The following is a 21,712-nucleotide window of genomic DNA, read 5'->3' as shown; positions in this document are numbered from 1 at the left end:
TGAAAACGCACAAAAGCCATATTTGGGATCTCATCCACGAGAATTAACCAATTTATTAATAAAAGAGTAATAATTGAACACTATTTTCTCTTACGCATCACACTTTTTAAAAGGCGTTAAGAATAAATATTCTGTTTTTTCTGTAAAAAAACCAAAAAAAAGAGGAGAACACAAGGTTCTCCTCTTTCAGATTAATAAGATTTTTTAATCAAAGGTGCAAGAATTATGCTTGACCTTTAACTTCTTTCAGACCGTTGAAAGGCGCTTTGTTACCTAATGCTTCTTCGATACGGATCAGTTGGTTATATTTAGCAACACGGTCAGAACGGCTCATAGAACCTGTTTTGATTTGGCCTGCTGCTGTACCCACTGCTAAGTCAGCGATAGTTGCATCTTCAGTTTCACCAGAACGGTGAGAGATAACTGCTGTGTAGCCTGCATCTTTCGCCATTTTGATTGCTGCTAAAGTTTCTGTCAGTGAACCGATTTGGTTGAATTTGATCAGAATTGAGTTAGCGATACCTTTATCGATACCTTCTTTCAGGATCTTAGTGTTAGTTACAAACAGGTCGTCACCAACCAGTTGGATTTTGTCACCAAGAACTTTAGTTTGGTATGCGAAACCATCCCAGTCAGATTCGTTTAAACCATCTTCGATAGAAACGATTGGGTATTGTTTAGTCAGTTCTTCTAAGTAATGAGTGAACTCTTGTGAAGTGAAGGTTTTGCCTTCGCCTTTCAGTTCGTAGTTACCTGTTTCATTGTTGTAGAACTCAGAAGCTGCACAGTCCATAGCCAGAGTAACGTCTTTACCTAAAACGTAACCCGCTTTCTCAACTGCTTCTTTGATAGCAGCTAATGCAGCAGCGTTAGATTCTAAGTTTGGTGCATAACCACCTTCGTCACCAACTGCAGTGTTCATACCTTTTGCTTTCAGCACTTTTGCTAAGTGATGGAAGATTTCTGAACCCATACGCACTGCTTCTTTCAGAGAAGGCGCGCCAACTGGTTGGATCATGAATTCTTGGATATCAACGTTGTTATCTGCGTGCTCACCACCGTTGATGATGTTCATCATTGGCAGAGGCATAGAATATTGACCGTGAGTACCGTTCAGATCAGAAATGTGCTCGTACAAAGGCATACCTTTCGCAGCAGCAGCTGCTTTTGCGTTTGCTAAAGAAACCGCTAGGATTGCGTTTGCACCAAAGTTTGATTTGTTTTCAGTACCATCTAAATCGATCATGATTTTATCGATGCTAGCTTGGTCTTTTGCATCTTGGCCAAGGATCGCTTTAGCGATTGGACCATTAACAGCAGCAACCGCTTTCAGAACACCTTTACCTAAGAAACGTGATTTATCACCATCACGTAATTCTAAAGCTTCGCGAGAACCTGTTGATGCGCCTGATGGAGCAGCCGCCATACCAACAAAACCACCTTCTAAGTGAACTTCTGCTTCAACTGTTGGGTTGCCACGAGAATCAATAATTTCACGACCAAGTACTTTAACGATTTTGGACATTCGGTTTTCCTCTGTACAAGTTAAATTTCCGAGAAGAGATACCCTATCTCTTCTCATATATCCTATTTCAGCAGACCTTTTTGGTTATCAAAGGCTGCTTTCACAAAGCCTGCAAATAACGGATGGCCGTCACGCGGCGTTGAGGTAAACTCTGGGTGGAACTGACAAGCAACAAACCAAGGATGGTTTGGATTTTCAATAATTTCCACCAGCTTGTTATCTACTGAACGACCTGCGATACGTAAACCCGCATCTTCGATACGTTTTAATAGCAAATTATTTACTTCATAACGGTGACGATGGCGCTCTGTAATGGTGTTTTTGCCATACAGAGTACGTACTAAGCTATCACCACTTAAATGGCAAGGCTGAGCACCAAGGCGCATCGTGCCACCTAAATCACTGTCTTCTGAACGCATTTCGACATTACCGTCTTCATCACGCCATTCGGTGATTAATGCAATAACAGGATATTTACAATCTGGTGCAAATTCAGTGGAGTTTGCGCCTTCCATACCAACGACATTACGTGCAAACTCAATCATAGCAACCTGCATACCTAAGCAAATGCCCAAGTAAGGGATTTTATTTTCGCGTGCATATTGAGCAGCCATAATTTTGCCCTCAACACCACGTTCACCAAAACCACCCGGTACTAAGATTGCATCTAACCCTTTAAGCATTTCTACGCCACGGGTTTCAACGTCTTGTGAATCAATTAGTTTGATATTTACAGTAACACGGCTTTTGAAACCACCATGTTTTAATGCTTCAATCACTGATTTATAGGCATCTGGTAATTCAACATATTTACCCACCATACCAATGGTCACTTCGCCTTCAGGATTTGCTTCTTCGTAAATAACTTGTTCCCACTCTGCAAGATTTGCAACTGGGCAATCTAAGCTGAATCGTTTACAGATATAATCATCTAATCCCTGTGATTTCAATAGTGCAGGGATTTTATAAATGGAATCGACGTCTTTTAATGAAATAACCGCTTTCTCTGGTACATTACAGAACAGTGCAATTTTGGCACGTTCGTTTGCAGGAATAACGCGGTCTGAACGGCAAATCAACGCATCAGGTTGGATACCGATCGACAGTAATTCTTTTACTGAATGCTGAGTTGGTTTGGTTTTCACTTCACCAGAAGCGGCTAAATAAGGCACCAAAGTTAAATGCAGGTAGAATGTATGCTCGCGGCCTACTTCTGCTGCCATTTGGCGAATCGCTTCTAAGAATGGTAAAGATTCGATATCACCAACTGTCCCGCCGACTTCAACTAAAACGACATCATGGCCTTCACCGCCACGGATAATACGTTCTTTGATTTCATTAGTGATATGAGGAATAACTTGAATTGTAGCCCCAAGATAGTCACCACGGCGCTCTTTACGTAATACTTCAGAGTATACGCGACCTGTCGTGAAGTTATTACGACGAGTCATTTTCGTGCGAATAAAGCGCTCATAGTGCCCTAAGTCGAGATCAGTTTCAGCACCATCGTCAGTGACGAAGACTTCCCCGTGCTGAATTGGGCTCATAGTACCTGGATCGACGTTGATATACGGATCCAACTTCATCATGGTGACATTGAGTCCACGGGCTTCGAGTATAGCCGCCAGAGAGGCTGCGGCAATGCCTTTACCCAGAGAGGATACGACCCCGCCGGTCACAAAAATATAATTCGTTTTCATGCTGAACCTGAAAGTTTAGGTGTATTAGGATGATGGATATAACTGGACGGGAACACAGTATACCCGAACCTTATTTTCGCTACAAACATTCTTAGTAGTATAAAGTTCTTTTTCATCACGCCACTTATCCGTTTAAACACGAAAAAACAGTAAAAATTCAATTAACTAAACCCGTGAAAATATTTCTCAAGCATTTTAGCTTAATCCTTTCAGCTAAGATATCACTTTTAAAGAAGAGATGCTTTATTTTTTTCACGGTATTAAGTGTAGCAGGTTTATAGCGAGATCTTTTGCTTATGATCATGCTTTTAATTTTTTTGAGGTTAATCACATTTTTAATGCAATAAAATGTAACTACAAGATTTTAAATCACCCAAAAACAAAAAAACGAAATTACCTTTTATAATTTCGCTTTTTAAAATCTTTTATAAAAATCGCTGAAAAAACGAGATGTTATAGACTATTTTTATCGCACTTTATGTCACGCTGGCGTTAATTTGCGTGTCACAATTCACTCAATCTGTTGTCCTTTTGCTTTCTGCCAACAGATCTCCATCTCTTCCAATGAGGCATTTTCTATGCCTATACCTTCTTCTGAGAGCGTTTTTTCAACAAAACGAAAGCGTTGTTCAAATTTTCTGCATGCTCGATTGAGTGCTTGTTCAGGTTTTTGTTTTAAATGGCGTGATAAATTCACCACAGAAAACAGTAAATCACCTAACTCATCTTCAATTCGAGAGGCATCTTGAGGCTCTTTTTTCACTTCAGCCATCACTTCATCAATTTCTTCATAAACTTTACCTAAAACAGGCTCTAGTTCATCCCAATCGAATCCCACAGAAGCACACCGTTTTTGGATTTTTTCGGCTTTCATTAAAGCGGGCAATGACACAGGGATATCATCTAACAATGAAAATAGAGCTTTGGCTTCACGCTCTTGAGCTTTGAGCTTTTCCCAACGGTGCTTTTCGGTGGCGAAATTATTGTCACTTTCAGATACAAAAATATGAGGATGGCGACGTTCTAATTTATTGCTAATGGCTTCGCAGACATCATTAAAATCAAATAGATTTTGCTCTTGTGCCATTCGTGAATAAAAAACGACTTGATAAAGCAAATCGCCTAATTCCTCTTTTAAATCAGCAAAATCTTTGCGCGTAATGGCATCTAATACTTCATAGGTTTCTTCTAATGTATAAGGTGCAATGGTATCAAAAGTCTGCACTTTATCCCATTCACATCCAGTATTAGGATCGCGTAGCTGTGCCATAATTTCTAATAAACGAAAGATTTCACGATTTTCTGACATCACATTGCCTTTTAAATAAGAGTTAGCTTTATCCTGTTTAACATATTTTTAGATAAAAAAATGCCGAGAACAGTTGTCTCGGCATCTTATCATTTCAAGCTCAAGATCTTAAAAAGAACTTTTTTGAAAGAATAATGACATTTTAAATTGAACTATAAATTTGTTATTTACAAATATACTCCTCACTATAAATCCACGTTTCAACACCATATAAATACGTCATTTTTGTTAAAGGATTAATAAAATGAGTGAAAATATAATTCAATTTAGTTCATTAACTGTAACGCCACATAGTGCTTATATTCCTGAGTATGCTTTTAATAATGGTTTTTCTTTTAATCAAGCTACAAATATTATTTGTAATAATTTTATACAGGATAAAAAACAAGAATGCCCTGTTTGCGGAAAGAAAAATTGCCCTGAGTTTAAAAATGAATGTAAATCTTACTTAAAACAGAAAACTGAATTAGCATTAAAAAAAGCATTAAGAATGCGACCCTATGGCCGTGCTTTAATGCATAGATCAAACGAGTTTAATGAAAGTTCTCCATTGCTATTATTAAATATGGAAGAAAATAACATTCCATTAAATAATGAAAATATAGGTCGTATATTTGAAGCAGACCTGAATCTAAGTAGAATGTTTTACCAAAAAATGAACTATATAAATGGTTTTCTTTTTGATATTCATTTTAGTCCTCATCCAGACCCTATGTTACAAAATATAGGTGAAAAATTTGGGGAATATTCCCGCTGGTTACCCTCAGTTAGATTAGCTTTACATGCCTTATATGCAGATAAAGGTGCAGACAATATAAATAATTTCCCTGAGATGCAAAAATATATCAGAGAACAAGATTTTAAATCTGCATGCCAAAATTTCCACAAGAATATGACGTTTACACGTCGTAATTTCCAAATTGCTGATATTTTAGCTCAACAAGCAAATAAAAAAGAACAAACAAACGATGATTTTAAGCAGTTGCATGATTCAATAAAGTTTACTGCTGATTTTTATAAAGAAGTGTTTAATGCTTATGGTGATAAAGCAAGAAAATTAGCGGAGTCTTTAGCACAACAAGCCAGAGGAAAAACCATCCGTAACGTTGATGATGCGCTAAAAGCTTACGAAAAATACAAAGCGGATATCAATAGAAGAATTAATGCCAAAGATCGTAAAGCTATTGCAACTGCATTGGAATCGATCAAAATCGATGATATTGCCAAAAACCTTAAACATTTTAGTAAAGGTATGGCCTACACTACTTACGCCATTAACTTTGCAGATTGGGTTACTGAATTATATAAAGCAATCCAAACCGATAATTGGCGTCCTTTTTTTGTCAAAACAGAAACAATTATGGTAGGAATGGCGGCTACATCTGTAGCTGGATTTACTTTTAGTGTACTTCTAGGTGGCCCCATAGGGATATTAGGCTATGGATTAATCATGGCTGGTGTTAGTGCATTAATAAATGATGATTTAGTAGAAAGCGCCAATAAATTAATTGGAATTTGATTCTATTAAATAAGTGGTTACTTATTTAATAAGTGGCCCCTTATTAACACAACTATAATATAAATAATTGTAATTGGGATCGTAAATAAAAAAATGACACCATGATATATCGCTAACCCTCCCATTTTTCCTGGTGTATCCATAAACAATCCCCGATTCCAAAATTCTCTTGTCGTAAATTTAAGAAAGAAACTCTCAACGGCCCATTTAGATACAGGGAAAAATATAGTTCCATAAACATTAATAATTAAATAAATAGTTTTATATCTAAACTCATCATTCCAACAAAGATATAAAAAACACAAGCCAATAAACCATCCCCAACACATATTATTAATATAGTATTTTTTAGTTATCTTCATCGTTATCCGTTAGATCCCTTTTATTTAAAACCATATTTATTTTAAATAAACCCTAGCAATTAAATTACTAACTAAATATACAGATTTTCTGATTTTTAGATAAAAAAATGCCGAGAATAGTTGTCTCGGCATCTTATCATTTTAATAATTTAGTGAGAAAAGCGTTTCGCCTCTATCACATCTGGCAACTGATTAAGTTTTGCCAAAATACGACCTAATACTTGGAGATTATAAATCTCAATATTCATATCGATTGTCGCAATTTGTTGCTTCACATCGCTACGGCTACTCACACCAAGTACGTTTACTTTTTCATTGGCTAAAATTGTCGTGATATCGCGTAATAACCCACTACGATCATTCGCTACAACACGTACTACCAATGAATAACCGCTGGAGTAATTTTCTCCCCATACCGCGTCAACAATACGCTCTGGTGCATGAGAAAGTAATTCAGCCAGTTGCTCACAGTCAGCACGGTGAATCGAAATACCACGACCTTTAGTAATAAAGCCGACAATATTGTCACCCGGAATAGGCTGGCAACAACGCGCAATATGGTGCATTAAGTTACCCACACCTTCGACAACAATGCTTCCGCCTGACCCAGTGGTTCTTGGTGCTGGCGTTTTGTTTTCGAGCGTGCGCAGTGCCTCTTTATCTTCATCTTCTGCAGTGGCTTTATTCAATTTGCTTTGAATAAAGTTTACTAATTGGTTGATTCGAATATCACCGACACCAATACCAGCTAATACTTCATCAACACTATGAACGTTATAACGTGCGATCAGCAGTTTTTCTGCTTCTTTCATGTTGATATCCATATGCGCCAATTCGTTATCTAAGATCTGACGCCCCGCAAGAATATTTTTATCGCGATCTTGCTTACGGAACCAATTATGAATTTTCGCACGTCCACGGCTTGTCGTGACATAACCTAAGTTAGGATTTAACCAATCGCGACTTGGATTTGGATGTTTTTGTGTAATAACTTCAATTTGGTCGCCCATCTGTAATTGATAGCTAAATGGCACAATACGCCCACCAATTTTTGCCCCAATACAACGGTGCCCCACATCACTATGGATATGATAAGCAAAATCAAGCGGTGTTGAACCTGCCGGTAAATCAACAACATCACCTTTTGGCGTAAAGACGTAAACCCTATCATCAAAGACTTGGCTACGAACTTCATCCAGCATTTCGCCAGAATCCGCCATCTCTTCTTGCCATGCAATCAGTTTACGTAACCATGCAATACGGTTTTCATAACTGCCTGTACCGCCTTTCGTCGCAGCGCCTGTTGCACCTTCTTTATATTTCCAGTGCGCAGCCACACCCAATTCTGCATCTTCATGCATTTGGCGAGTACGTATTTGAATTTCAACCGTTTTACCTTCAGGTCCTAACACAACGGTATGAATAGATTGATAACCATTGGGTTTTGGGTTTGCGACGTAATCATCGAATTCATCAGGTAAATGACGGAAATGAGTATGCACAATCCCTAATGCGGCATAACAGTCTTGAAGACGCTCAACAACAATACGTACCGCTCTCACATCAAATAACTCATCAAATGCGAGATTTTTTTTCTTCATTTTGCGCCAGATACTATAGATATGTTTGGGACGCCCATAGATATCTACATTAACATTCTCTTCTTTCATATAACTGCGCACTGTACTGACAAAATTATCAATATACTGTTCACGGTCGATACGACGCTCATGAAGTAAGCTGGCTATTTTTTTGTATTCATCAGGATGAAGATAACGGAAGCAGAAATCTTCTAATTCCCATTTTAATTGACCAATACCCAATCGGTTGGCTAATGGTGCATAAATATTAAAACACTCTTTTGCAGCCAGTACGCGCTCATCTTCTGTGGCATCTTTCACTTCGCGTAAATGGGCAATACGCTCTGAAAGTTTGATGACCACACAACGGAAATCTTCCACCATAGATAACAACATTCGGCGAACATTATCCACCTGAACAGAGCTTGTTTCATTGGTATGTGTTGCTTTTAACTGGCGTATGGCATCCATTTCCATTACACCACGTACTAAGCTCCAAATCGCATCACCAAAATGTTCAGTGACGATTTCCTGATCAATAAGATTTTCTTCAGCAAGTGGGAAAAGAAGCGCTGCCCTCATGCTGTCTTTGTCCATGCTTAATGTCGAAAGAAGCTCCACCATTTCAACACCACGCCACAATAGCAGTTCGGCATCTTCACGCCCTTGAACAGTACGATGGCAGTATTCCCAGGTTTGCATGATTTCACTACCCGCATTGACATGGGTTAAGTTCAAGCTGTTGACCCATTTATCAACAGCAAACTCTCCTGCAGGTGTTAAGTGAGCACTTCTTACTGCAACCATATTCTCTCCCTACACGGTATAAATCTTATTTGCGACTTATTACTGGCTAACTGTTTATTTTCGACCAAATTTATTTTCGACTAAACTTATTTTCGACTAAACAGTGCCATTGATTCCAGATGACCCGTTTGTGGAAACATATCCAACATTTTTAAACTGGTTAGCTGATATCCAGAATCTAATAATATCTTACTATCTCTGGCTAACGTGGTCGGATTACAGGAGACATACACGATTTTTTCTGCGGATAACTTCACAATATGTGACATTACCTCCAAAGCTCCTGCCCTTGCAGGATCTAACAACACTTTGTTAAACCCTTCTTTCGCCCACGACATCGCAGAAAAATCAGCCGATAAATCTGCATGCCAAAAATGCGCATTACCTAATTGGTTCAGTTCTGCATTCTGTTTCGCCATTTCAACCAGTGCGGGTACACCTTCTATACCCACCACTTCACTCACGCGTTTTGCGATAGGTAAGGTAAAATTTCCCATACCGCAAAACAGATCTAATACGCGATCTTCTGGCGATAAATCAAGCCACTTAATGGCTTGAGCAACCATCTTAGGATTTATTTCATCATTCACTTGAATAAAATCAGTGGGTGCAAAACGTAAATTAAGACCTTCTATTTGATAGAAGGGTTCCTTCTCAATTGAAGTTAATCGTGCTATCTCGCTATTATCACCTGCAAGATACATCGTAACTTGATGAATTTGAGAGAAATCACGCAAACTCTGTTTATCACTCTCAGGCAATGGCGATAAATGGCGTAAAATAACCAGTGGTCCATTATCAGCGAGCACCATTTCAACATGCCCTAAATCACGTACTGATATTAAATTTTTAAGGCATGTCCAAAGCGGAGACAATAAATCATTGAGCTGTGGCTTTAATACTGGACATTTTTTTATCATGACCAAATCATTAGAGCGCTCTTGACGAAACCCCATCAACAACCCTTTTTCAGGTTGATAACGTAATCCCAATCTTGCTCTACGACGATAACCATATTCAGCCCCCGCAATCACAGGCTCGGCTGAAATAATCACCCCCGTTTCACGCTTAATAAGGTGCGATAGCACACCAGCTTTGGTTGTGCGCTGTAGCGCAATGGGCACATGCTGCTGCTGACACCCACCACAACGCTCATAATATTCACAATGAGGCGCTATACGCTGTTCACTGGTAGTCAAACGCTTAATAACTTCGCCTTTAGCAAACTGGCGCTTTTCTTCTGTTAAACGAATACGAGCAGTTTCTTGTGGGAGTAGTCCTTTTACAAAAATCGTTTTGCCCTCAGCGTGAGCAATACCTTGACCATTTGCATCCAATGCACTGGCGGTCACTTCCAGAGTTGTTACCTGTTTTTTCACAGGACGTTTTTTAGGGGAATAAAACTGCACCATAGTATTAAATTAAGTATCAATGACGGATTAACAGTGAAATGACATCGCTTTAGGATACGCTGTATGTTTTTCAGCGTTACATGAATGACTATGCATTTCAGAAGAAAACATGGAGAGAGTATAACATCGAACAAGTTATTTACTTAACTGATATAAGCAATATTTTTGTTAAATTGAGAAAACTTTTAATGATAACAACCTAAGACTCTCACTTTATGGATTTTATATTGTTCTATAACTAACAAATATTATATATAACTTTTATATTGAATATATTTACAATTAATAACATCTATTTTCTGTTATTTTAATAAATCTTTATTATCACTAAGAAAAGTCTAAATTTTATCACCAATCAATTAGATAGCGCTTTTCTTAATGATTACAAATTAATCACAAACCATTAATTTTCTATATTCTTCATAAGCATAATGATCAGTCATTCCACTGATATAATCTTGAATTAATCTTGTTCGATAATAAAACTCTAAAATTTTTCCTCTTTCAGTATTTATATCATCTAGCTTTTCTAACATCTCGTTATAAGCCAGTTTATGTTTAACAGAAAGCTTATGATATAAACGCGTCTCAATAACATATTTAGGATGTTCGTTATATTTATGCAATCTTAAAAAATCTTCAGTTGATAATAAAAGCAAGGGCTTATAGATATCAAGTAATCCACTGATCACGCGATATCCTTTCATTTCAAGCTCTTCAACTTCAGGATGGCTAAATACCCATTTTTTAGCGACACTTTTTAATGTCGTTAATAAACGATGTTCCGCACTGTTTCCTTCAAGCAAGGCATGATTAAAGCTACCTTCATACACTTGTGGTAAATTTTTTATAAAACGGTACGCCGTATAAGGAACTAATTTTCCTGTAATATAAACTCGTAAATACATAAAAAACTGATCTTGCATACTGCGTTTAGCTTCATTTTGATCGACTTTTTTATAAGCACGACCCACAGTAATATCGAATAAATCACCTTCGGCTACATCACCATTTTCACGCCATGCATCACGTAAAAGCTGAACAAGACGGTTGATATCAAAAATTCCCTTTTCTACCGCATCATCTAAATCCGCAATACAATATGAGATGTCGTCGGCAGCTTCCATAATATAAGTAAGAGGAAAGCGACAAAATTCGCCCATATCTAATTTTTCTTGTACTTCTTTTACAAATGCTAATTCAGACCAGTAATACCCTGGTTTTTTCATTAAATAGCTATATTCTTTGGGGACTTCACCTTGCCAATAAGCAGGTCGGGTATATTTTAATACACAGCCAATTTGCGCATAGGTTAAATTCAATTTAAGAAGATGGTGCGCCATTCGAATAGCTTGAGCATTTCCTTCAAACTGGCATAAATCTTGGCGTAAAGTTTGTCGCAATTCATTTAATTGCACTTTAGCTGAATACTGCATAGGAATAAAAGGACAACTGTCAAATTCGGCTGTCGCCTCTGGTGATAATACTTTTTCAAACCAATGCTTAATCGCGGCTTCACCAAAATGACCAAACGGTGGATTACCAATATCGTGCATTAAACACGCCATCTCAATTAAGCTTTCTAAACTATCAATACGATCACTTAAACCATATTCTTCAAGCTTATTTTGTTTTTTTAATTCACCAATAATTTGCTTAGCGATATAACGCCCAATTTGTTGAACTTCAAGAGAATGAGTAAGACGGCTACGTACAGCAGAATTTTGCTCTAGGGGAAAGACTTGTGTTTTTTGTTGTAAACGACGAATGGCGGCTGAGTTAATAATACGCCCACGATCACTTTCAAACTGACGAGAAACCTGTACTTCATCGTTAATATCGATATCACTGCTGTTATATTTGCGTTGATAATTTAACTTCAGCTTAAAATCGATCATTTCTGTCCTCTTTCTGGTTTCGATGAAACGAATTCTCTATTCTTTGTGTTATATCGTGTTTTTCCGATAGATGTTAAACTCTATTTAAATTTCCATTTATTATTAACCTACAAGTGAGTATGACACAATGAGAGTTGGCGTAATAGGTGCAATGGAGCAAGAAGTCACACTTCTGCGTGAGAAAATTGAAGATTGCCAAATCTTATCTCGTGGCGGTTGTGAAATCTATACAGGCACAATCAACGGTGTTGATGTTGCATTATTAAAATCAGGTATTGGTAAAGTTGCGGCTGCAATTGGCACAACATTATTACTTGAGCATTTTCGCCCTGATGTTGTTATCAATACTGGTTCAGCAGGTGGTTTAGACTCAAGATTAAATGTTGGTGATATCGTTGTTTCAACGGAAGTTCGCTATCACGATGCTGATGTTACTGCGTTTGGTTATGAACCGGGTCAAATGGCACAATGCCCTCCTGCTTTTATTGCTGAGCCTAAACTTGTTCAAATAGCAGAAGAATGTATTGAATCACTAAAATTAAATGCTGTTCGCGGTTTAATTTGCAGTGGTGATGCCTTTATTAATGGTGCGGAACCTTTAGCCCGTATCCGTCGCACATTCCCAGAGGTTGCAGCCGTAGAAATGGAATCAACCGCAATTGGTCATGTTTGCCATCAGTTCAGCACACCATTTGTTGTGGTTCGTGCTATTTCTGATGTAGCCGATAAAGAATCACACTTAAGTTTTGATGAGTTTTTATCTGTTGCCGCAGAGCAATCAAGCTTAATGGTGACAGCGATGTTGGATAAATTAAAAGACTAATTAAGTCGAGATAATCCTAATATCGCTTTATCAATACCCCGCCTTTATTTTTTACTTATTCTAAGATAAAAAATAGGTGGGTATTTTTTGCTATTGGAAAAGTAATGCGTTTATTTATCAATCTTGGGTTATTACTCTGTTCATTATTTTGCTTCAATTTTGCCATTGCTATCACGCCTGCTGATCGTGTTATTACACTATCGCCATCAGCCACTGAAATGGCTTATGCTGCGGGCATGGGTGATAATATTGTCGGAGTTAGTGCTTACTCTGATTATCCAGAGGATGCCAAAAATATTGAACAGGTTGCCAATTGGCAGGGGATTAATATTGAGCGCATTCTATTATTAAAGCCTGATTTAGTCATTGCATGGCAAGGCGGTAATCCACAACGGTCGTTAGATCAGTTAAAAGCTTTGGGTATTTCTATCATTTATTCTGATCCACAAAGTATTGAAGAAATCGCAGACGATCTTATTACGCTTTCCAATTATAGCCATCATCCTGATATAGCATTAAAAAGCGCCCAACAATTGCGCCAGCAATATCAAGCGTTACAGCAAAAATATGTATCAAATATATCGAATCAACCCAAGAAAAAAGTCTTTATCCAATTTGGGATGCAACCATTATTTACCACATCTAATAGCACATTACAGAGCCATATTACCGCGCTTTGCGGTGGAGAAAATATCTTTGCTAACAGCCCAGTAGCATGGCCTCAAGTAAGTCGTGAGCAAGTACTTACAAAGCAACCTGATTTGATTATATTCAGTGGTAAAGCTGATCAAATACCTACTGTACAAGCGTTTTGGCAACCCCATCTTACTGTTCCAGTTATTGCTATTGATGAAGACAGTTTTAGTCGCCCTGCACCACGTATTATTAATGCAGCACAGCAAATTTGTGAGGCGATAGCAACAAACAATTAGCCAATTTATTAATTACCACTAATCCCCCTTTCCCATTGTAACGCGACAGGAATATTGTTTAACCGATGTACCTCATATTCCCTGTCTAATAACAGAGTTTGGCGATACATCGGATAATAAAATTATTATTTTTGAATTTTCATTATTTAAAAATAGAAAAAATACTTTCTTTATTATTTAAATTTAAATTCAAATAATACTTATCAGTATTACAATCATCTCCTAATGGAGACCCAAAAATACAGATATTTATAGGCTCCTACAGAGCCTATAAATAAAGCGTAAAAGATTAACCTTCGAGTGGCGCACGCCAGTCGTCAGAGCCTGAAGTCCCTGCAACTGTATGTTCCCAATTAATTTTGCGATAAGAAATAGACACTTCGATCAGTTGAGTAAAATCAGATTTAGTCGGATCTTGGCAGTGAGGCATTTGGCAATCGATATTCACGATGGTCGCATCAGTTAACATGGTGGTGAAGAAATGTTCTTGCTTTCCTTCAACCGAAGTACGAAACCATTTTAAGGTGATTTTTGGCAGCATTTCGCCAGAAGCTAAGGCGTTATACAGCAGAGGAACTGCTTTGTTTAACGCCACAGTAAAACAGAAAGGTTTATGAGCGCGTTGACCAGAAGGCTGACCCGATTGTGGATCAGTCGGTACTGTCACAACATGAGAAAATGCTTGCACCAGCATTTCATTTTCATGACCTTGAACATAAATATTTCCTACTGATTTAGCAGTAAATGCCCCCGCAGTAATGTTGCCTTGGGTTATTCCTTCAATAGAGAGATAGCATGGAGTTGGCATGACAAGTCCTTAATTAATCGTCAGTAATTGTTTCTCAACAAAACTATTATTGTTGATGTCCTTTTCAAAAATCAGCCAGTGCGCACTGCGATCCGATTAGAATAGCTTAAGTAGTTTTAATAAGAAGTAAAGGAAGGGATAGAGAAAACAAGTATTTTATCCTCGTAGGATAAGTGACTTAGCGTAAAATAATTGTCATTGCGATATTTACTGCTTTCGCTTCTTAAAACAAGTGTATTTATTTATATTATTCACTTTCGAAAATGTCTGAAATCTCGCTAAAGACTGTCAGTTCTAATGTACATGGATTTTTAATATGTAACAAAATATGTATTTTATTTCAAATTGTAACAACACTGATTTATAAGGAAAAAATAGCTTATTTTTCAAAATAATAAGCAAGCTACGATTTTCACCCACAACGATTAAAAAATCCGCACCTAAAATTTCGCACATCACAGAAGATTCATTTAAATAAAAACAAAAATATCACTCACAAAATGATTTTATAAAATAAGCTCAGAAAGAAGAGAAGAGAAAAGAAAAGAAAAGAAAAAGATGTTAACCAATAACCTCTCACAGAAAAAAGTCGTGAGCGAGCAAATAGTGCAACAAGGCAGACAGCGCGCAGTAAGCGGAGCATACATTAGTATGTGAGCATTACGAGCACTGCTCTAACGCCGTGGCACTACTGCACAGCCACGACGCCAAAGAATGATCAGATACTGAAAGAAGAGCCGCAACCACAGGTACTCTTAGCATTAGGATTAGTCACGATAAAACGCGAACCCTCTAACCCTTCAGTATAATCCACACAGCCACCTACTAAATACTGCAAGCTCATAGGATCAACCACTAAAGCAACACCTTGTTTTTCTATGGTCATATCACCTTCATTCATTGCATCATCAAAGGTAAAACCATACTGGAATCCGCTACAACCGCCACCCGTGATATAAACACGTAAACGCAGATTTGGATTTTCTTCATCTGCAATCAGATCTTTTACTTTATTTGCAGCCGCGTCAGTAAATTGTAACGGCAGAGCCATATCATCACTCATTGTTCACTCCAGACTGGGTATTCCAGCAAAAAAACAGCCAGCAAAAATTTATCTTATTTGCTGATATAATGTGATGATTATCTAATACCTGCTCATAACCTTCAAGTTTGTTGTGGACAAAATACACTTTTTGCTACCTATCACTTTTTACGATAAACCACGACCTCACAATAACAGTGAGAAATCAAAATCTTGTTGCCGTGTATTTGGCTTCATCTGCGCGGTGCTTTAGAATACGCCTTAATCTTACGCTCACCCATCATTAGGAGTCTGACATGAGCAAGTCTGAAACGCTTTATAATCTCGCACAACAAGTGATCCCCGGCGGCGTCAACTCACCTGTTAGAGCATTTAACGGTGTAGGTGGAACCCCTCTTTTTATTGAACGTGCTAATGGTGCGTATATTTATGATGTTGATGGACGAGCTTACCTTGACTATGTCGGCTCCTGGGGACCGATGGTTTTAGGTCACAATCACCCTTCCATTCGTCATGCAGTCACTGATGCTGTACAAAAAGGTCTAAGTTTTGGCGCACCAACAGCCGCTGAAGTTGAAATGGCAAACCTAGTGACAGAATTAGTGCCATCAATGGATATGGTTCGTATGGTGAACTCAGGCACAGAAGCCACAATGAGTGCAATCCGCCTTGCTCGTGGTTATACGGGTCGTGACAAAATTATTAAATTTGAAGGGTGTTATCACGGTCATGCGGACTGCCTATTAGTAAAAGCAGGCTCTGGTGCATTAACTATGGGACAACCAAATTCACCGGGCGTACCGGCTGATTTTGTCAAACACACCTTAACTTGTACTTACAACGATTTAAACTCTGTACGCCAAGCATTTGAAAACTATCCAGATGAAGTTGCTTGTATCATTGTTGAACCTGTTGCAGGCAATATGAACTGCGTTCCACCAAAAGCGGATTTCTTACCGGGCTTACGTGCCTTATGTGATGAATTTGGTGCTTTACTCATTATTGATGAAGTGATGACCGGCTTTCGCGTGGCACTAGGCGGCGCACAAGCTTATTACGATGTTGATCCTGACTTAACGTGTTTAGGTAAAATCATCGGGGGCGGTATGCCTGTAGGTGCATTTGGTGGACATATGGAAGTGATGTCTAAACTCGCGCCAATTGGCCCAGTTTATCAAGCTGGTACTTTATCGGGTAACCCTATTGCAATGGCTGCAGGTCTAGCCTGCTTACACGAAGTCTCACAACCAGGTGTTCATCAAACATTAGATGAACTAACCACAATGCTAGCTGATGGTTTACTTGAAAAAGCACAACAAGCTGGTATTCCAATGGTTATCAACCATGTTGGTGGTATGTTTGGTCTGTTCTTTACAGATGCAAAAGAAGTGACTTGCTATCAAGATGTGATGAATTGTGATGTTGAGCGATTTAAGCAATTCTTCCACTTAATGTTAGAAAAACGCGTCTACCTTGCACCTTCTGCATTTGAAGCCGGCTTTATGTCTATCGCTCATACCAAAGAAGATATTCAACGCACTATTGATGCAGCAGAATATGCATTTGGAAAAATGAAAGGCTAGTTTAAATATCCCTTTATAAAAGCCAGTCAGTTCACAATTGTGAACTGACTGGCTTTTTATTTCTTTTTTCTATCCAATATCAATAGAAATATCATTTTTGATATCTTTGAATTAAATTCAACCCATTGTTGCCATAATGACTTTAAAGTACAAAACAAAGTATCATATTTGATACTATTGTGTTAAATTTAATCATCTGTTGTCATAGTGACTTTAAAATACGGCTTAAAGTATCATATTTGATACTTTATTTGTTTTTTAGAGAAAACATATGCTCTCGTCACAATAAAAACAGGAAAAAGTATCAAAAATGAGCCTTAATAAAATTTTGAAGACAATCGATGATTTATCGGCTGAAGAAAAAACAAGGCTATTCTTAGAATTAAATTCTAAGCAAAAATTAAATAACTATCCTTATTTCAATGAGATATGTAACCCTGAAAAATCACTTAATATATTTGCACTAGAAGAGTATGAACTTAAAAGAATCATCAAATTAGAGCTAAAAAAACAGGATATTGCCTATGAAGAAATGGCTATGCAAATTGATGTATCTATAGCCACTTTTAAACGAATAGTTGCCAAGCCGTTAATGGCAAAAACGATCAATCTTCATTCTTTATTGAAAGAACTTGGATTTAAATTATGCCTCGAAAAATAGAAGTTTGGCTTTATGACCAACCTGCTGGTGTTTTAAGTGAAGAAGAAAATGGGTTTATTTTTCACTATTATGATAACTACAAGGGCAGAGCAATATCTTTAAGTATGCCGGTTAGAAAAGAGCATTATTGGTGTGAAGAATTACATCCTTTTTTCAAAGGATTAGCACCAGAAGGATGGTTACGTAAACGTTACTCTGAAATTCAGAAAATTGATGATAAAGATTTGTTTGGTCTATTGATGAACAATGGTAATGACTTACTAGGGGCAGTTGTCCTTAGAGAGATAACCCTATGAATGTAAACAATTGTTTAATAAATCTAAAAGAACTAAAAAGATCAGAATTAGATTCAGGCTATTCTCTACTCGGGATAAAATCTCTTTTTAACAATATAGACATAATCCTGAATTTACCCTTTACACGTAGTCAATTCATTCAAGAATTACCTGAACAACAAAAAGGGATGAGTATTTCAGGTTATCAGCCAAAACTCTCACTATGTGTAAAAGATAACATTCTAAAAGTCGTTAATAATAACGGTACTTATATCCTCAAACCTTCACCTGAAGAATATCCTTATCTCGCTGAAAATGAACATGCGACCATGATGGTAATGCAACGGCTAAAATTTGATATTCCACCATTTGGTCTTTTTCGTTTTAAACAAGAAGATGGAAAGCCAGAAGAATTTGCTTTTGTTATTAAGCGATATGATCGTATTGGTTCTGATGCAGTTCGGTTACATCAAGAACAATTAGATGGTGCGATGGGGATAAATGATAAATATGGGCTTTCTAAGGGGAAAAAGACTGTTAGCTATGAATCTGCTGCAAAATATTTAATTACTAATATAGATAATAGTCTTAAAAATAAACGAGATATTTTTCTGCGTATCGTTTATGCCTATGTTTTAGGAAACAATGATTATCACTTAAGAAATATGGGTATCATTTTACCTGATAACGCGTCTCCATCACTAGCGCCAGTTTATGATTTTGTCAGTGTAGTCCCTTATCCATCGGCATTTACAGAATATCTTGCACTCCCATTACTTGCATTAGAAGAAAACGATACAGACACAGCCCCAGGATTAAATTCAAAATATGGTGAGTATATTGGGTTTGATTTCATTCTACTGGCGGAAAATATTGATATTAACCTTAAGCTTGCTCAAAAATGGCTAGGCGATATTATAAATAGTCACCAACTCATTATTGATACATATAATGAAAGTCATATGCCCAAAGAACAAAGAGAATTAGTCTTAGCTTATGTAGCAAGAAGAATAAACTTACTCAAAATAACTACGCTATAAAAACAAAAAAATAAACGGCACTTACGTGCCGTTTTTATTTTATCTAACTGACGTGATCACTTACTCAGAAAACAGATCTTGTAACCACTTTGGTGCGCCACTTTCATCAGTATCTTGCTGAATTGGTGTACACAATCCATCTGGATTTGATGTCCATACAGGTAGAGTACGAACACCACCGCCATAACAAGCAAAGTTACCTTGTGCATCTACTGACATTTCAGCGATATCGTCTGGTGCTGGCGGGTTTAATTTCAGCGGTGCCTGATTCTCTAAATAGTTACGATACAGCAACAATGCCCCTGTTGAACCGGTTAAGTTCGTTGGACCATTATTATCGCGTCCCATCCATGAAATCGTCACTTCCTTGCCATCAATCCCCGCAAACCAACTATCGCGGAGATCGTTTGTAGTACCCGTTTTACCTGCAAGGTTGTAATTACCAAATTTCGGTTTTAATACACGCCATGCTGTTCCTGAATTCACCACTTGTTGCATACCAAATAGCGTCATATAAGCCGCTTGAGGTGAAACTGTGGTCTCCGCTTGAGGATAGCTTTGATAAAGCACCGTACCATCTTGGGCAATAACAGAACGCAATGATGATAGTTTTGCACGATTACCTAAGCTACCAATTGTTTGGAAGGTTTGAGCCACTTCCATTGGCGTTAAGTTTAATGCGCCTAATAGCATCGCTGGTACTTTTTCTAAATTTTCCGCTGGTGCGCCTAAGTTAATCCAAGTTTGGATGACTCGATCTAACCCGACTTCTAAACCAAGATTAACGGTAGGAACATTACGTGATGTTGCTAATGCATCCACCAGCATTAATTTACCTTTATAACCGCGATCGTAGTTACGTGGTTGCCAAGGTTTGCCTCCCGGAATAGGCACTGAAATAGGTTCGTCCGCAAGCCAAGTATTTAAACGAAAACGATCAGGCTCACTTAATGCCGTTAAATATGTGGCTGGTTTTGCCAAAGAGCCGATAGAACGACGAGCCGATAATGCACGGTTAAAGCCCGCATATTGTGGCTGAGAACCACCGACTAATGCTCTCACTTCACCACTTAAGCGATCTACAACAACCATCGCCCCTTCAAGATCGTCAATTTTGCGAACTTTACGTATATCCGCAACACCCACTTCAACAGCTTTTTCAGCCGCATCTTGCGAAACCGGATCTAATGTGGTGAAAATTTTCGTACCCGATAAATCTTTCACTTTATCGCCTAGGGTTGTTTGTAACTCTTGGCGAACCAATTGCATAAACGCAGGTTGAGGCGTTAACGCTTCACTGCGGGGCTTCACACCTAAAGGACGCGCACTAAGCACATTGTAAAGCTCTTGGTCGATTATCTCTTGGGTTTGCAGCAGTTTTAATACGACATTACGACGCTCTAACGCAGCTTTAGGGTTACGCCATGGGTTATAAGCTGATGCACCTTTAACCATACCTACTAAAAGCGCTTGCTGATCAAGGCTTAATTCATCAACGGGACGACCAAAATAATAGAGGCTAGCTAAAGGGAAGCCCCGAATTTGTTCATCACCACTTTGCCCTAAAAAAACCTCATTAAGATACAGTTCCAAAATACGATCTTTGCTATAACTCGCATCCATAATGATTGCCATATAGGCTTCATTAAGCTTTCTTTTTAACGTTCTTTCGTTAGTCAAAAATAGGTTTTTCACTAACTGTTGCGTTAAGGTACTCCCGCCTTGAACTGCTTTACCCGCAGTAAAGTTTGCTAATACCGCCCGCCCAATTGAATAAAAGCTAATACCGTCGTGCTCATAGAAACGGCGATCTTCTGTAGCAATTAATGTATCCACTAATAATTGAGGGAATTTATCTCTTGCTAAAAATAAACGTTGCTCACCATTTGCGGATTGCATCATGGTAATTAACTTAGGATCAAGACGGAAAAAACCAAACTGCCGCTGATTATCCATGTTAGTAATACTAACCAGTGAATTCTGCTCAAAGGACAATTTAGCTAAAATTTGTTCTTCACGACCATCAGGGAAATCGAAAGGTCTGCGCAACATTTCAATTGCGTTGCCTCTTACCACAAATTCGCCAGGACGAGTGATTTTGTTAACATTGCGGTATTGCATACCCTCAAGTAAGCTCACCATCTCTTTTTGGCTATAATTCATACCCGGTTCTAAGTTAACGGTACGTCCGTAAACCGCAGCAGGCAATTCCCAAACATTGCCATCAAGGCGCTCTTTGATTTGAGAATGTAAATAAACACCATAAATACCCATTAAAACCGCAACTACAATGGCGATTTTGACAAATAACCAAAACCAAGAACGACCTCTTTTGGTTTGTTTTGCTGGTCTTTTCTTTCTACTCATGAACTGTATCTCTCATTAAAACCCCTTTATCACGGGATAAAGAAGCCTAACATTGTCGCTATTTTTCTG

Annotated in this window: 16 protein-coding genes and 1 pseudogene; 7 read left to right on the top strand and 10 right to left on the bottom strand. The window is 38.0% G+C overall.

The genetic code is table 11. From position 1 onward, the window contains the following. Nucleotides 1-223: 223 nt before the first annotated feature. The 3 genes from eno to mazG all read right to left on the bottom strand — a co-directional run bounded on the left by eno (nt 224) and on the right by mazG (nt 4,534). Entirely contained in the window at nt 224-1,525 is a 1,302-nt protein-coding gene (gene eno, locus BTA34_RS02805; RefSeq protein ID WP_151434410.1) for a phosphopyruvate hydratase, read from the bottom strand. A 62-nt stretch (nt 1,526-1,587) separates the two neighbouring features. Further along, a complete protein-coding gene (gene pyrG / locus BTA34_RS02800) occupies nt 1,588-3,225 on the bottom strand; it encodes a glutamine hydrolyzing CTP synthase (RefSeq protein ID WP_151434409.1) in 1,638 nt (545 codons plus the stop codon). Between the two features lie 511 nt (nt 3,226-3,736). Then, entirely contained in the window at nt 3,737-4,534 is a 798-nt protein-coding gene (gene mazG, locus BTA34_RS02790; RefSeq protein ID WP_151434408.1) for a nucleoside triphosphate pyrophosphohydrolase, read from the bottom strand. 244 nt (nt 4,535-4,778) lie between these two features. Here mazG and BTA34_RS02785 point away from each other — a divergent pair, with 244 nt between their 5' ends. Beyond that, nucleotides 4,779-6,053: a colicin-like pore-forming protein gene (locus tag BTA34_RS02785; RefSeq protein WP_265576164.1), complete on the top strand. Its 1,275-nt coding sequence runs from the start codon at nt 4,779-4,781 to the stop codon at nt 6,051-6,053. Between the two features lie 17 nt (nt 6,054-6,070). Here the strand turns inward: BTA34_RS02785 and BTA34_RS02780 are convergent, their stop codons facing one another. The 4 genes from BTA34_RS02780 to dgt form a co-directional block, all read right to left on the bottom strand. Then, on the bottom strand, nt 6,071-6,382 hold the full coding sequence (locus BTA34_RS02780) for a colicin E1 family microcin immunity protein (protein ID WP_265576315.1): 312 nt from the start codon (nt 6,380-6,382) through the stop codon (nt 6,071-6,073). 182 nt (nt 6,383-6,564) lie between these two features. Further along, nucleotides 6,565-8,802 (bottom strand): GTP diphosphokinase, encoded by a 2,238-nt coding sequence (gene relA / locus BTA34_RS02775; protein ID WP_151434406.1) that lies wholly within the window; start codon nt 8,800-8,802, stop codon nt 6,565-6,567. Between the two features lie 86 nt (nt 8,803-8,888). After that, nucleotides 8,889-10,214 (bottom strand): 23S rRNA (uracil(1939)-C(5))-methyltransferase RlmD, encoded by a 1,326-nt coding sequence (gene rlmD, locus BTA34_RS02770; RefSeq protein ID WP_151434405.1) that lies wholly within the window; start codon nt 10,212-10,214, stop codon nt 8,889-8,891. A 389-nt stretch (nt 10,215-10,603) separates the two neighbouring features. Continuing rightward, the gene (gene dgt, locus BTA34_RS02765; RefSeq protein ID WP_151434404.1) at nt 10,604-12,112 is read right to left on the bottom strand and encodes a dGTPase; all 1,509 of its coding nucleotides are present in this window, start codon (nt 12,110-12,112) and stop codon (nt 10,604-10,606) included. A gap of 127 nt (nt 12,113-12,239) precedes the next feature. Between dgt and mtnN the strand changes: the two genes are divergently transcribed. Together mtnN and btuF are read left to right on the top strand one after the other, a co-directional pair. After that, nucleotides 12,240-12,935: a 5'-methylthioadenosine/S-adenosylhomocysteine nucleosidase gene (gene mtnN, locus BTA34_RS02760; protein ID WP_151434403.1), complete on the top strand. Its 696-nt coding sequence runs from the start codon at nt 12,240-12,242 to the stop codon at nt 12,933-12,935. Nucleotides 12,936-13,039: 104 nt separating this feature from the next. After that, entirely contained in the window at nt 13,040-13,867 is an 828-nt protein-coding gene (btuF, locus tag BTA34_RS02755) for a vitamin B12 ABC transporter substrate-binding protein BtuF (RefSeq protein WP_151434402.1), read from the top strand. Between the two features lie 289 nt (nt 13,868-14,156). Here the strand turns inward: btuF and BTA34_RS02750 are convergent, their stop codons facing one another. Both BTA34_RS02750 and erpA read right to left on the bottom strand, forming a co-directional pair. Then, nucleotides 14,157-14,675 carry an Hcp family type VI secretion system effector gene (locus BTA34_RS02750; RefSeq protein ID WP_151434401.1) on the bottom strand — a complete coding sequence of 173 codons (519 nt, stop codon included), beginning with the start codon at nt 14,673-14,675 and terminating at the stop codon, nt 14,157-14,159. 718 nt (nt 14,676-15,393) lie between these two features. Then, nucleotides 15,394-15,738 (bottom strand): iron-sulfur cluster insertion protein ErpA, encoded by a 345-nt coding sequence (gene erpA / locus BTA34_RS02745; protein ID WP_006534944.1) that lies wholly within the window; start codon nt 15,736-15,738, stop codon nt 15,394-15,396. Nucleotides 15,739-16,013: 275 nt separating this feature from the next. On the opposite strand from erpA, the gene hemL reads away from it, so the two are divergent. The 4 genes from hemL to BTA34_RS02725 all read left to right on the top strand — a co-directional run bounded on the left by hemL (nt 16,014) and on the right by BTA34_RS02725 (nt 19,276). Beyond that, nucleotides 16,014-17,300, top strand: coding sequence for a glutamate-1-semialdehyde 2,1-aminomutase (hemL, locus tag BTA34_RS02740; RefSeq protein ID WP_151434400.1), 1,287 nt, complete (start codon nt 16,014-16,016; stop codon nt 17,298-17,300). A gap of 310 nt (nt 17,301-17,610) precedes the next feature. Then, nucleotides 17,611-17,961: an XRE family transcriptional regulator gene (locus tag BTA34_RS02735; RefSeq protein ID WP_151434399.1), complete on the top strand. Its 351-nt coding sequence runs from the start codon at nt 17,611-17,613 to the stop codon at nt 17,959-17,961. After that, nucleotides 17,946-18,257 (top strand): HipA N-terminal domain-containing protein, encoded by a 312-nt coding sequence (locus BTA34_RS02730; protein ID WP_151434398.1) that lies wholly within the window; start codon nt 17,946-17,948, stop codon nt 18,255-18,257. Before BTA34_RS02735 ends, BTA34_RS02730 begins: the two co-directional genes overlap by 16 nt. Continuing rightward, nucleotides 18,254-19,276, top strand: a complete 1,023-nt coding sequence (locus tag BTA34_RS02725; protein ID WP_151434397.1) for a type II toxin-antitoxin system HipA family toxin — start codon at nt 18,254-18,256, stop codon at nt 19,274-19,276. Before BTA34_RS02730 ends, BTA34_RS02725 begins: the two co-directional genes overlap by 4 nt. 60 nt (nt 19,277-19,336) lie before the next feature. Here the strand turns inward: BTA34_RS02725 and mrcB are convergent. After that, nucleotides 19,337-21,649 (bottom strand): annotated as a pseudogene (gene mrcB / locus BTA34_RS02720) (bifunctional glycosyl transferase/transpeptidase); the annotation flags it as partial. Nucleotides 21,650-21,712 lie beyond the last annotated feature (63 nt).

The sequence above is a fragment of the Proteus sp. CD3 genome (genome assembly GCF_008808075.1).
GTDB classification, from domain to species: Bacteria; Pseudomonadota; Gammaproteobacteria; order Enterobacterales; family Enterobacteriaceae; genus Proteus; species Proteus appendicitidis.
This window is presented reverse-complemented; position numbering and strand designations above follow the sequence as displayed.

Bases quoted from the DNA above. Each gene is read 5' to 3' on its own strand.
- eno (WP_151434410.1), bottom strand. From the start codon at position 1,525: ATGTCCAAAATCGTTAAAGTACTTGGTCGTGAAATTATTGATTCTCGT.
- pyrG (WP_151434409.1), bottom strand. From the start codon at position 3,225: ATGAAAACGAATTATATTTTTGTGACCGGCGGGGTCGTATCCTCTCTG.
- mazG (WP_151434408.1), bottom strand. From the start codon at position 4,534: ATGTCAGAAAATCGTGAAATCTTTCGTTTATTAGAAATTATGGCACAG.
- BTA34_RS02785 (WP_265576164.1), top strand. From the start codon at position 4,779: ATGAGTGAAAATATAATTCAATTTAGTTCATTAACTGTAACGCCACAT.
- BTA34_RS02780 (WP_265576315.1), bottom strand. From the start codon at position 6,382: ATGTGTTGGGGATGGTTTATTGGCTTGTGTTTTTTATATCTTTGTTGG.
- relA (WP_151434406.1), bottom strand. From the start codon at position 8,802: ATGGTTGCAGTAAGAAGTGCTCACTTAACACCTGCAGGAGAGTTTGCT.
- rlmD (WP_151434405.1), bottom strand. From the start codon at position 10,214: ATGGTGCAGTTTTATTCCCCTAAAAAACGTCCTGTGAAAAAACAGGTA.
- dgt (WP_151434404.1), bottom strand. From the start codon at position 12,112: ATGATCGATTTTAAGCTGAAGTTAAATTATCAACGCAAATATAACAGC.
- mtnN (WP_151434403.1), top strand. From the start codon at position 12,240: ATGAGAGTTGGCGTAATAGGTGCAATGGAGCAAGAAGTCACACTTCTG.
- btuF (WP_151434402.1), top strand. From the start codon at position 13,040: ATGCGTTTATTTATCAATCTTGGGTTATTACTCTGTTCATTATTTTGC.
- BTA34_RS02750 (WP_151434401.1), bottom strand. From the start codon at position 14,675: ATGCCAACTCCATGCTATCTCTCTATTGAAGGAATAACCCAAGGCAAC.
- erpA (WP_006534944.1), bottom strand. From the start codon at position 15,738: ATGAGTGATGATATGGCTCTGCCGTTACAATTTACTGACGCGGCTGCA.
- hemL (WP_151434400.1), top strand. From the start codon at position 16,014: ATGAGCAAGTCTGAAACGCTTTATAATCTCGCACAACAAGTGATCCCC.
- BTA34_RS02735 (WP_151434399.1), top strand. From the start codon at position 17,611: ATGAGCCTTAATAAAATTTTGAAGACAATCGATGATTTATCGGCTGAA.
- BTA34_RS02730 (WP_151434398.1), top strand. From the start codon at position 17,946: ATGCCTCGAAAAATAGAAGTTTGGCTTTATGACCAACCTGCTGGTGTT.
- BTA34_RS02725 (WP_151434397.1), top strand. From the start codon at position 18,254: ATGAATGTAAACAATTGTTTAATAAATCTAAAAGAACTAAAAAGATCA.